Annotated in this window: 11 protein-coding genes; 7 read left to right on the forward strand and 4 right to left on the reverse strand. The window is 37.5% G+C overall.

Annotated features, from left to right (window positions below; translation table 11 throughout):
* Window positions 1-215: 215 nt before the first annotated feature.
* Both J4861_RS08125 and J4861_RS08130 read right to left on the reverse strand, forming a co-directional pair.
* Window positions 216-1,133, reverse strand: a complete 918-nt coding sequence (locus J4861_RS08125; RefSeq protein ID WP_211817557.1) for an IS982 family transposase — start codon at window positions 1,131-1,133, stop codon at window positions 216-218.
* A gap of 290 nt (window positions 1,134-1,423) precedes the next feature.
* Window positions 1,424-2,626, reverse strand: a complete 1,203-nt coding sequence (locus J4861_RS08130) for an esterase (protein ID WP_211817558.1) — start codon at window positions 2,624-2,626, stop codon at window positions 1,424-1,426.
* 781 nt (window positions 2,627-3,407) lie between these two features.
* Here J4861_RS08130 and trxA point away from each other — a divergent pair.
* Window positions 3,408-3,917 (forward strand): thioredoxin, encoded by a 510-nt coding sequence (trxA, locus tag J4861_RS08135; RefSeq protein ID WP_211817559.1) that lies wholly within the window; start codon window positions 3,408-3,410, stop codon window positions 3,915-3,917.
* A 9-nt stretch (window positions 3,918-3,926) separates the two neighbouring features.
* A complete protein-coding gene (locus J4861_RS08140; RefSeq protein ID WP_211817560.1) occupies window positions 3,927-4,283 on the forward strand; it encodes a MarR family transcriptional regulator in 357 nt (118 codons plus the stop codon).
* Window positions 4,284-4,439: 156 nt separating this feature from the next.
* On the opposite strand, the gene J4861_RS08145 is transcribed toward J4861_RS08140, so the two are convergent.
* Window positions 4,440-5,981 carry a RapZ C-terminal domain-containing protein gene (locus J4861_RS08145; protein WP_211817561.1) on the reverse strand — a complete coding sequence of 514 codons (1,542 nt, stop codon included), beginning with the start codon at window positions 5,979-5,981 and terminating at the stop codon, window positions 4,440-4,442.
* Between the two features lie 122 nt (window positions 5,982-6,103).
* Window positions 6,104-6,313 (reverse strand): hypothetical protein, encoded by a 210-nt coding sequence (locus J4861_RS08150; protein WP_013263827.1) that lies wholly within the window; start codon window positions 6,311-6,313, stop codon window positions 6,104-6,106.
* A 260-nt stretch (window positions 6,314-6,573) separates the two neighbouring features.
* Between J4861_RS08150 and J4861_RS08155 the strand changes: the two genes are divergently transcribed.
* From J4861_RS08155 to miaA, 5 genes are all read left to right on the forward strand, one after another.
* Window positions 6,574-7,794, forward strand: coding sequence for an HD domain-containing protein (locus tag J4861_RS08155; protein ID WP_211817771.1), 1,221 nt, complete (start codon window positions 6,574-6,576; stop codon window positions 7,792-7,794).
* A gap of 50 nt (window positions 7,795-7,844) precedes the next feature.
* On the forward strand, window positions 7,845-8,885 hold the full coding sequence (lpxD, locus tag J4861_RS08160) for a UDP-3-O-(3-hydroxymyristoyl)glucosamine N-acyltransferase (protein WP_211817562.1): 1,041 nt from the start codon (window positions 7,845-7,847) through the stop codon (window positions 8,883-8,885).
* A 5-nt stretch (window positions 8,886-8,890) separates the two neighbouring features.
* Entirely contained in the window at window positions 8,891-10,279 is a 1,389-nt protein-coding gene (locus tag J4861_RS08165) for a bifunctional UDP-3-O-[3-hydroxymyristoyl] N-acetylglucosamine deacetylase/3-hydroxyacyl-ACP dehydratase (RefSeq protein ID WP_211817563.1), read from the forward strand.
* 18 nt (window positions 10,280-10,297) lie between these two features.
* Window positions 10,298-11,068 carry an acyl-ACP--UDP-N-acetylglucosamine O-acyltransferase gene (lpxA, locus tag J4861_RS08170; protein ID WP_211817564.1) on the forward strand — a complete coding sequence of 257 codons (771 nt, stop codon included), beginning with the start codon at window positions 10,298-10,300 and terminating at the stop codon, window positions 11,066-11,068.
* Window positions 11,069-11,182: 114 nt separating this feature from the next.
* Complete coding sequence (gene miaA / locus J4861_RS08175; RefSeq protein WP_211817565.1) at window positions 11,183-12,094, forward strand: tRNA (adenosine(37)-N6)-dimethylallyltransferase MiaA; 912 nt, start codon at window positions 11,183-11,185, stop codon at window positions 12,092-12,094.
* Window positions 12,095-12,147 lie beyond the last annotated feature (53 nt).

Below are 12,147 nucleotides of genomic sequence, written 5' to 3' on the forward strand. Positions count from 1 at the left end.
TTGTTTTATTGTCGAGCAGATTACCTGTCTTTGTAACGCAGGCGTAGCCGGGCTACGTCAAGTTGCAAAGACAGACAAGATGCCGACAAGAAAATAAAAGATGTTAACCTGAACTCGGGCTAAGTATCATACGACTCTTCTGTTTGGTTTAGTACAACGGCTCTTTAGACTCAATCTTTTGATTGGGTCTAAAGATAATAATAAAACAGATTACTTTAGAATAATGTAAGCTGTCCCGAATGTTGCTCTATAGCAAAGTCTATGTTCACTGCTGGCTTTTTCTCAAAGAAGCAGTAGGCTGCAATAGCAGAGAGAACATTCATTGCGAAATTAAATATGCTTCTATGCCTTGAATGCACTAATTGAGCTACATTCTTTAGCTCATCATTGATAGTCTCTATTACAGATCTTTTCCTTAGAAGAAGTCTATCATAAAGTGGCATTAGTTTGTTTTTCATGTTACTCCTAATGCCAGTAACTAAATTTATTCCATCATTGAACAATCGCTCAAATAATCCTTGAGAAATGTACCCTTTGTCTGCAAACAATTTACCAAATACATTGTCTGTCAACCTGTTAAATACATTTTCGTCTCGGTCATCAACATTTGCTTTAGTGAGCATAAAGTTTAGAATCTCACCTCTTTCATTACAGATAAGATGTAGTTTGAATCCAAAATACCATCCCATTGTACTTTTCCCTCTTGTTGCATAATTTCTAAAAACCTTATTGCGACAAATACGTTTATTATGACAAACTGGAATACAAGTTGAGTCAATGAAACTAATACCAGTACACCTCCCAAAACAACATATTTGCAGGAACATCATCATCTCTACAGAGACTCTTACCTCTAATTCAAGAAAACGATTATAAGACAATTGATTTGGAAATAAATCTGCTAAATGCTCTTTTACGAAAAAGGTATAATAGTGACGAAAATTACGATAGGAATTAAAGTGGAAGCAAATTAAAATCGTTATGATTTCAGACTTACTCATACGCCACCTGCGATGGCGATGACATCCTTTATTCTTTTCTGAGAGACCTATTTTATCAGTTTCTAACTCAAACTCTTTGCAGAAATCATCTGCAATACAGAAAATTTCAGTAATTTTGTCCTTGGTAATCATCGTTATGTTTGTTGTAATTGATTGATTTTCAACTATAAAGTTACAAAAATATAATGAGATTACCAACTTTTTACAGACATTTCTTATCCCGAGTTCAGGTTGTTAGGAAACAACACAAAATAAGAATTCTTGAAACATTGTAGTCTAATGACCGATTTGGCTTTAATTCCCTATAATCCTCCATATGTATCTTAATACAATTTCACGTCGAAAAAAGCACTTAATAAAAGCAACATCCCAAAGCAGTAACATGCATGTAGAGAATTAGGAGAAAGTTTTATCATATCCTCTTACTTGAAAAGCTTTTGCGCAAATGTTGCTAAATATTCTCTCCAGTTTCGCCAAGTATGTCCGCCTTTCGTCTTAAGATAAGCGTATTTATAAGATTCTTTATCCAATGCTGCACGGAGGTTTTCATCGTCGTGTGAGAGAAAATCATCCTTACCAATACCAATCCATATAAGCTTAGGAGATTTCTTACACAGCGTCTTAAACTTCTCGTCAATGTTCTTATAAATAGGAGAAAAACTATCACCATCCTTTGCCATTTGATTAAATGCAGCAGAAAATAAGCCAATATAATCAAAGGCATCAGGATTATTCAATGCAGTATAAATCGAATGAAAACCACCCATAGACAGTCCAGCAATAGCTCTATTTGCTTTATCTTTCTTCACACGATAAACCTTTTCTACAAACTGGATGATATCAGGAAATGCCTTTTCAAAGTTTCCGTCCATTGTTTTAGGGTATCGCATTGCAGCAGTAACAAATCCACGAGACCCCTCACCAGGTGCTGCTTCCTGTGAAATATTACCATTTGGCATTACCACAACCATTGGTTCTGCTTTCCCCTCAGCAATAAGATTATCCAGAATTTGTATGGCACGACCCAATTCTTCCCATGCATTCTCATCTCCTCCCATACCATGAAGTAAGTAAAGAACAGGATAGCTTCGCTTACTTGTTTCGTAACCAGCTGGCGTATAAACCGTCATACGACGTTTAAGCCCTGCTGTTGGACTATCATACCACACTTTTCTAACCGTTCCATGAGGTACATTCTTCACTGCATACAAGCCATCTACACCGTCGCCAACAAGCGCAACACTATATGTATTACCAATATCACGCACCATATATATGTTCTTTGGATCTGTTATCTTTACACCATCAACAATGAGATTATAACTATAAAACTCAGGCTTTAAAGGTGCAGTTGTCAGTGTCCACCGTCCATTTGTATCCTTATTCATCAACTGCGGACTCCAATCACCATCTGCATACTTATCTGGAGTTTCTTTCCCTGCATAGAGAAAATTACCTGTAAGTTCAACCTTCTTTGCATTTGGTGCAAAAAGACTGATAGTTAAAGTATTATCTGCATTTACCACAGGAGACACTATCTCGTCATCTTTCCAATTAAGAACCTCCTGAGCTGCTACTAATGAAATGCTTGTAAGGCAAGCAAAAAACAGAATAAACCTTTTCATGATTTCGTATTTTAATTTATATCATTAACTTAATTCTTAATCTATGCGCAATCAATATTCGAAGTGTAAACACTTATTCGATTATGATTATATACTTTATAGAGTCCAAAACATTATTACCAATGCGTAAGAAAGGTTTTAGATAAAAAATGAAGACTTCTACCCCACTTTCTTAGATACCTTTTACTTATGATACCACATAGAATCAGTAAATCCTAAATCGTTTTATAGTGTCATCAGTTTATGTCTTTTGGAACTTCACGACTCATCGGCAAAGGTAATTAAAAAACATATAAATTCAAATTCATAAACAAAAAAAACTAAAAGGCAAGTGCAATTAAAGAATATCTGCGCCCCCATTACGACACATACACTTTCTTTTAAGTTTCTTTCTTATTATCCAATTAAAGATATGTTTAGGCATAATAACTGATTCAACTTTAACAACAAGTTGATACCATTTCGGTAAGGTTTTGCAGTGTGTTTAGTGCTCCGCACCATTGGTGCGGACCCTTAGCACCAATGGTGTTAACCATCAACACGATGTGTGTTGACTAAAAGCACATCAAATGAAGATGGGAAAAGGGAAGCATTATCAGTACAAAGTTTCATCATCTTACAATCTAATAAAAAGTTAAAGTACAACGAATAATTTTCCATTGGAAATTTGGTGGGAAATAAAATAATAGTTATCTTTGCAACGTTTTCCTTAGGAAACAAAATAAACATTAACAAAACCGAGTAGTAAAAGAACTTCGGTAAATTAAAATTTACATATATAATGAAACGTACAGCAACACTTGTAGTGGCTATTATGGCATTAACACTGACAGCTTGTAAAGCAGATAACAATCCTAAAAAGCAGGATAACAGTGTCATGACAACCGAACAAACAGAAGTAAATAATCAAAATGAAGGAAAGGAAACAAAGATGAATGTAACAGAAATGAACTCAGAGATGTTCCAGCAGAAAGTGATGGATTTTAAGAATAATCCAAAGACATGGAACTTTAAGGGTGATAAGCCTGCTATTATTGATTTTTATGCAACATGGTGTGGTCCATGTAAAGCAACTGCGCCAATTCTCGAGGAAGTAGCAAGTGATTATGCAGGGCAGATTGACGTTTATAAGGTTGATGTTGACAAGCAGCGTGAGTTGGCAGCCCTCTTTGGCATTCGTTCAATCCCATCAATCCTCTTTATTCCTAAGGCAGGTGAACCTACAATGCAGAACGGAGCTATGAACAAGGCTCAGTTTGAAGAGGTTATTAAGTCTGTCTTGTTGAAGTAATGACACATAATGGACAATCATTGTATCAGTAAGATTCGCGAAATATTTCGTGTCATCACTGCTTTTGAATGTGGATTACAAGAGCAAATAGGCTTAAACATCAACGAAGCAATGCTATTGTATCTACTCTCAGAGAGTGAGAAACCTATGTTGGCTGGTGAAATAGCAGAAAAGATGGGCTTGACACGTTCGAATACTTCAAAGGTAATCGCCTCATTGGAGCAGGCGTCGCTTATTCGCCGCCGCGCTTGTTCAGAGGATGGACGCTGCCAAAGGTTTCACATTACAAAACATGGTTTAGAGAAGTTAGACCATTTGCATTGTGATTCCATAGCTGTTCCAGAGGAGTTAAAAGAAATCATATAAGATATATCGCAATCTTTCTGAACAAAAGTAAAGCTAAAATAAAGATAGGGACGTATAGCGTGTGAGTTGCCAACTGGCATTTTAATAACTCGCAAACTATACGTCCCTATTTATATCGATTATCTCAAGATACCAACTCTTTTGAATCCAAGAGAGTTACTTCGCCTTTAATATTTGCTCAATACCTTGTTCTCTATGCTTTATGCATACTTCAATTCCATACTTCTCATTAAGATGTTCAGCAAGATGTTGTGCACTATAAACAGAGCGATGCTGTCCACCGGTACAGCCAAATGAGAACATTAAATCAGTAAAGCCACGTTGCATATAACGTTCTACATGATGGTCAGCAAGCTTATAAACAGGTTTCAAGAACTCAAGTATCTCACCATCATCTTCAAGGAAGCGGATGACAGGCTCATCTAAACCCGTAATCTTCTTATAAGGTTCGTATCGACCTGGGTTATGCGTACTTCTACAATCAAAGACATAACCGCCTCCATTACCAGATGTATCTTCAGGAATACCCTTCTTAAATGAGAAACTAAAGACACGCACGACCAATGGTCCTTTACCATCATATTTAGAGAAAGTTGCAGGACCATCTAAAGGATTAGCCTTATAAACATCTTTCTCTGCTATTTTTAGTCCATCTGTTCTATTAGCTGCAGGCTTCTCAATATGCGCAAACTGTGGTAATAATGTGAGACGTTTCAACATATCCATCATGTATGGATATGGGAAAACATCAACACCTAATGCCAAGAGATCACGCAGATTTTGTATAGCAGGAGGAATAGAATCGATAAAATGCTTCTTACGTTCAAAGTATCCACGGAATCCATAAGCACCTAAAACTTGCAATGTACGGAAGAGAACAAACAATGACAAGCGGTTGACGAAATGACGTTTAGAAGGTACCTCAGTATAATTCTTAAGGCTCTGATAGTATTCAAATACCAATTCACGACGCAATTTGAAAGAATACTTTGCGCTTGCTTGCCATAAGAACGAAGCAAGGTCATAATAAAAAGGACCTTTTCTTCCACCTTGAAAATCAATAAAATATGGTTTCCCCTCCTTATCTAACATAATATTTCGTGCTTGGAAATCACGATAAAGGAAGGAATCCATCTGCTCCGATGTCAGGTCTTTTGCAAACATACGGAAGTTTGCTTCAAGTTTTAATTCATGGAAGTCAAGTTCGGTTGCTTTGAGAAAGCAGTACTTAAAATAGTTCAAATCAAAGAGTACACTCTCCTGATTGAATTCTGGTTGTGGGTAACAATTAGAAAAATCAAGTTCTCTTGCGCCGCGCAACTGAATATTTGGCAATTCTCTGATTGCATTGCGCAACAACTTTTGCTCGGCAAGATTATAGCGTCCACCAGCCTCACGTCCACCCCGTATAGCATCAAAGAGTGACGTGTTACCAAGGTCTGATTGTAGGTAACATAACTCATCAGCAGACACTGCTAAGATATGTGGTACTGGTAAACGTCGTTTCTCGAAATGTTTAGCAAGATAGATAAAGGCATGATTTTCATCACGACTTGTTCCTATAACACCAATGACAGTATCACCCTCTTCGTCAAACATTCGGTAATACTCACGGTTACTACCTGCCCCTGCTAACTTTTCTACGTTTGAAGGGTTACTACCCTTCCAATTCTTATATAGTTCTAATAGTTGCTCCATAATTCTTTAACTTATGTAGAAGCTTTGTAAACTACTATTAAACCATAGCTCTCGCACTACATAATGAAACATAAGAAATCACAACTTTACATGAAAAAAGCTGCAAAAAGTATATGTAAAGGTTAGTCGTCTTGCTCCTCAAGCTTTTTCTTTATATCTTCAGCTTGTTTCTCACCACGCTTCTTGTGGTCATACTGACGTAGTAAGCCATCTACCAACAGTAGAAGTGCAAGGACACCACCAGTAATAAGCCATGACCTTGTAATATAATATATGCCTCCAATAACGATGAAGAGCACAGCAAATTCTTTCCAGTTAATCAATTGTTTCATGCTACAAAGTTAACGAAAAGATTACAGATAAGGAATGAAAACAGAGAAGTTTTTATTTTAATTATTCTAATCTTATTAATTTATAGCTGTCAGCATATAGCTGTCTTATAGTCAAATATATTCTATTTTAGCGAGACAAGTCTGTTAAAGTGGCTTTCTTACATCTACACTTAGAATTATTTATATTAAAGGGCTGTCGTCTAAAGGAAATATACTATCTTTGTATTTTAATGATAAAAGAGCAAGATAACATAGATAAGATGACAGACGCAAAGATAATTAATGACCCTGTTTTCGGATTTATAAAGGTGCCACGTGGACTGTTACTTGACATAGTACGTCACCCACTTATGCAGCGATTGACACGCATCAAGCAATTAGGATTGACACAAGAGGTTTATCCTGGTGCGCAGCACACACGTTTTCAACATTCTTTAGGTGCCTTTCATCTTATGAGTGAGGCACTTATATCACTACAACAGAAGGGAGTGTTTGTCTTTGACAGTGAGGCTGAAGCAGTACAAGCTGCCATCCTAATGCATGACATTGGGCATGCTCCATTTTCTCATGTGCTTGAAAACACACTGATTAGTGGTATTACTCATGAAGAAATATCGCTGATGATGATGGATCATATCAACCAAGACATGCATGGAGCACTCAACCTTGCGATTAGTATCTTTAAGGATGAATACCCTAAATCCTACCTTCATCAACTGATTTCCAGCCAACTTGACATGGATAGGCTTGACTATCTCCGTCGTGATAGTTTCTTTACGGGAGTGACAGAAGGCAATATTGGCTCTGCACGTATTATCAAGATGCTTAACGTTGTTGATGATGCTTTGGTTGTCGAATCAAATGGTATTTATTCTATCGAGAATTATCTTACTTCACGTCGCCTTATGTATTGGCAAGTATATCTGCATAAGACAACCGTTGGATGTGAGAATGTTCTTATCAATGCTTTACATAGAGCAAAACAATTAGCAAAAGAAGGAGTTGAACTTTTTGCTTCACCAGCTCTTCGTTACTTCCTTTACAATGATATTACAGCTGAAACTTTCCATACAGATGACAAGGCATTAGATAATTATATAGCTTTGGATGACAATGACATATGGAGTGCTATTAAAGTATGGCAACAACATGAAGATAAGATACTTTCACTCCTATCTTCAAACATGATCAATCGAAAAATATTCAAAGTAGAAGTACGAGAAGAGGAGCCAACGACAGAGGAAATCAACAAACTTAAACAGCAGATTTCTGAACGATATGAGATAAGTCTCGCTGATTGTGATTACCTCATTGGAGTAAATCGGGTGCAGAAAGATATGTACAATCCTTATGATGACCATATTAGCATTCTGTACAAAGACGGAACATTGAAAGATATAACTGAAGCATCGGAGATTTTGAACATTGAATTACTCTCGAAAAAAATATGTAAATATTACCTATCTTATCAACGTTTCTAATAAAAAATCCCTATCTTTGCACAAATTATAATCAATAAAAGGCAATATAAATGGAATTCTCTGCGAAACAAATATCGCAATTTATACAAGGTCGTATTGAAGGTGACGAAAACGTAACCATTAATACCTTCGCCAAGATTGAAGAAGGTAAGAAAGGAGCTATCTCTTTTCTTGCAAACCCTAAATATATACACTATCTCTTTGAAACAGAGTCAAGCATTGTACTTATAGATGAAGACATTCAATTGGACAAGGAGATAAAGCCTACTCTTATCCGTGTAAAGAATGCACGAGACTGCGTTGCTAAATTGTTGCAACTCTATGAAAGTATGAAACCTAAGAAGCAAGGCATTGATTCTCTTGCTTTTGTTTCATCGAAAGCAACAATTGGCAAGGATGTCTATATCGGTGCATTTGCATATATTGGTGATGGTGTGACTTTAGGTGACGGCTGTCAGATTTATCCTCATGCAACTATCATGGATGGCGTGCAGCTGGGAAATAATTGTATTGTCTATCCAAATGCAAGTATTTATCATGGTTGTAAGATTGGCAGCAATGTTATCCTTCATTCTGGTTGTGTAATTGGTGCGGATGGTTTCGGCTTTGCACCTAATCCGGAAACTAATAGTTACGATAAAATACCTCAGATTGGTATTGTAACAATAGAAGATAACGTAGAGATTGGTGCCAACACTTGTATTGATCGCTCAACCATGGGCAGTACATACGTTCGTAAGGGAGTAAAACTTGACAACCTTGTTCAAATAGCACACAACAATGATATTGGTGAGAATACAGTGATGTCTGCTCAGGTAGGTATTGCAGGCTCAACCAAAGTTGGTCAATGGTGTATGTTTGGCGGACAGGTGGGTATAGCTGGTCATATCACTATCGGTGACAAGGTATTCCTCGGTGCACAGTCAGGTGTTCCTGGTAGCCTAAAGAGTAATCAGCAACTCATTGGAACTCCTCCAATGGAGCAGCGTCCATACTTTAAGTCACAGGCTATCTTCCAGCGTTTGCCAGAGATGTACAAGCAGTTGAATGCACTGCAGAAAGAAATTGAAGAATTGAAAAAGAATAAATAACATACATGGAAACAGTTAAGCAGAAAACTTTAAAGGGAAGTTTTTCCCTCTTCGGAAAGGGACTTCATACAGGATTGAGTCTTACTGTAACATTCAACCCTGCCCCAGAAAATACTGGCTATAAGATTCAAAGAATTGATCTTGATGGACAGCCTATTATTGATGCTGTTGCTGAGAATGTTGTTGATACACAGCGTGGAACAGTATTGGCTAAGGATGAGGCACGTGTTAGTACGATTGAACATGGTATGTCAGCCCTTTATGCAATGGGTATTGATAACTGTCTTATACAGATTAATGGTCCAGAATTCCCTATCCTCGATGGTTCTGCAACAATGTATGTTGATAAAATCAACGAGGTTGGTATCGTTGACCAGAATGCTCCAAAGGATTATTATATCATTCGCAAGAAGATTGAGATTAAGGATGAGAATGGCTCTGTAATTACGATTCTCCCTGACGAACAGTTCTCTATCACTGCGATGTGTAACTTTGACTCTAAGTTTATTAGCAGTCAATTTGCTACATTGGATGATATCAATACTTATGCAACCGAGATTGCTCCAGCACGTACATTCGTTTTTGTACGTGACATTATGCCACTCTTGCAGGCTAATCTGATTAAGGGTGGTGACTTGGATAATGCAATTGTTATCTATGAGCAACAGGTTTCACAAGAGAAACTCGACCAGTTGGCTGACCTCTTGAAGGTACCACGTATGGATGCGAATAACATTGGCTATATTCAGCATAAGCCTTTACAATGGGATAACGAGTGTACACGCCATAAGCTCCTTGATATCATCGGTGATATGGCATTGATTGGCAAACCTATCAAGGGCCGTATTATTGCGACTCGTCCAGGTCATACTGTAAACAACAAGTTTGCACGTCTGATGCGTAAAGAAATACGTAAGCATGAGATACAAGCACCAATGTATGATCCAAATGATGAGCCATTGATGGATAACATTCGCATCCGCGAACTTTTACCACACCGCTATCCAATGCAGTTGGTTGATAAGGTCATAGCAATGGGTTCAACAAGTATTATTGGTATTAAGAATGTAACCAGCAACGAACCATTCTTCCAAGGTCACTTCCCACAGGAACCTGTTATGCCAGGAGTATTACAGGTAGAGGCTATGGCTCAATGTGGCGGACTCTTAGTACTTTCTCAGGTTGAAGAGCCTGAGCGTTGGTCAACTTACTTCTTGAAGATTGATGATGTCAAGTTCCGTCAGAAGGTTGTTCCTGGTGACACGCTTATGTTCCGTGTTGAACTTCTTGGCCCTGTACGTCATGGAATCAGTTCAATGAAGGGTTATATGTTTGTTGGAGAGCGTGTTGTTGCTGAGGCTACATTTACTGCCCAAATTGTAAAGAACAAGTAATAATTACACAAGACAATTATGAACCAGATAAGCCCATTGGCCTTTGTTCATCCAGAGGCAAAACTTGGTGATAACAATATAATTGGTCCATTCTGTTATATCGATAAGAATACAGTTATCGGTGATAATAATGTGTTCCAAAACAGCGTAACCCTCCATGTTGGTGCACGTTTAGGCAATAACAACGAAATATTCCCAGGTGCCAGTATCTCTACAAAACCTCAAGATTTAAAGTTTAGAAATGAGGAAACACTTTGTGAGATTGGTGACAACAACTCTATTCGTGAGAATGTTACTATTTCACGTGGTACGGCTTCAAAGGGTAAAACAAAGATTGGTAGTAATAACCTACTGATGGAATGTGTACATATTGCACATGATTGTGTTATTGGTTCTGGTGACATTATTGGTAATGCAACCAAATTTGCAGGCGAAGTGACAGTTGATGATAATGCTATCATATCTGCCAATATTCTCTGTCATCAGTTCTGCCATATTGGTGGATACGTTATGATACAGGGTGGAAGCCGTTTCTCTATGGATATTCCACCATATATCATTGTAGGAAAAGAGCCTGCCCGCTATATGGGAATTAACCTCATTGGTCTTCGCCGTCGTGGCTTTTCAAATGAACTCATTGAACTTATCCACAATGCTTACCGCATCCTTTATGGAACAGGTACACGTGCCGAGAACATTCAGAAGATTAAGAACGAACTACAGATTACGCCAGAAATTCAGAAGATTATAGACTTCGTTGAATCATCAGAACGTGGTATCATTAAATAAAGACTATCCCCTCCCCTTTCAAAGGGAGGGGGAATCTTTAAAAGCGAACGAATAGGTTGAGTATTTCCACAACTTAAATAAATTGGAAAATATTATTTATAATCATTTATCAGCTTGAAAAACAAAACATTAATAGTCATCACTGGCCCAACAGGCATTGGCAAGACAGAAGCCACTCTCCGTATTGCAGAGCATTTTAATGTACCTGTTATCAATGCTGACTCCCGACAAATATTCTCTGAGATTCCTATAGGAACAGCAGCACCAACGGCAGAACAGCAGCTGCGTGTACAACACTATTTTGTTGGTAATCATCATTTAGAAGATTACTATTCTGCAAGTCTATACGAACAAGATGTACTTTATATTATTAACAGCCAGCACACACCTATCTCGTTACTCTCAGGTGGTTCAATGATGTATATTGACGCTGTATGTAATGGTATTGATGATATCCCGACGATTCTTCCTGAAATACGAGAGAAAATGATGAAACGCTTAGAAGCAGAGGGATTAGAACAGATGTGTAATCTGTTACGAGAACTGGACCCTGAGCACTGGAAGATAGTTGACAGGAATAATCCACGTCGTGTTATCCATGCCCTTGAGATATGTATCCAAACTGGAAAAACATATACATCTTTCCGTTCCAATACTATTAAAGAGCGTCCTTTTAATATCATCAAGGTTGGATTAAACCGTGATAGAGACGAACTCTATAATAGAATCAATCAGCGAGTATTAGACATGATTGAAGAGGGAATGATAGAAGAAGCACTACAAGTTTATCCTAAGCGAACTCTGAATTCACTCAACACGGTTGGATATAAGGAGCTATTTGAATACCTTGATGGCTTAACAACACTTGATGAAGCCATATTTAAAATACAGAGTAATACTCGAAGATACGCTCGCAAACAGCTCACATGGTATAAAAAAGATACCGCTTTTCAATGGTTTAATCCCGATAACATTGAAGAAATCTTAAATTATGTCCATACAATGATATCAAATACAAGTAAATAAGTACTTTTGTATTAAACGTATTATAGCAATATTATAAACATAGGCAAGTAGCT

This window comes from Prevotella melaninogenica (assembly GCF_018127925.1).
In the GTDB taxonomy this organism is placed as follows: Bacteria; Bacteroidota; Bacteroidia; order Bacteroidales; family Bacteroidaceae; genus Prevotella; species Prevotella melaninogenica_C.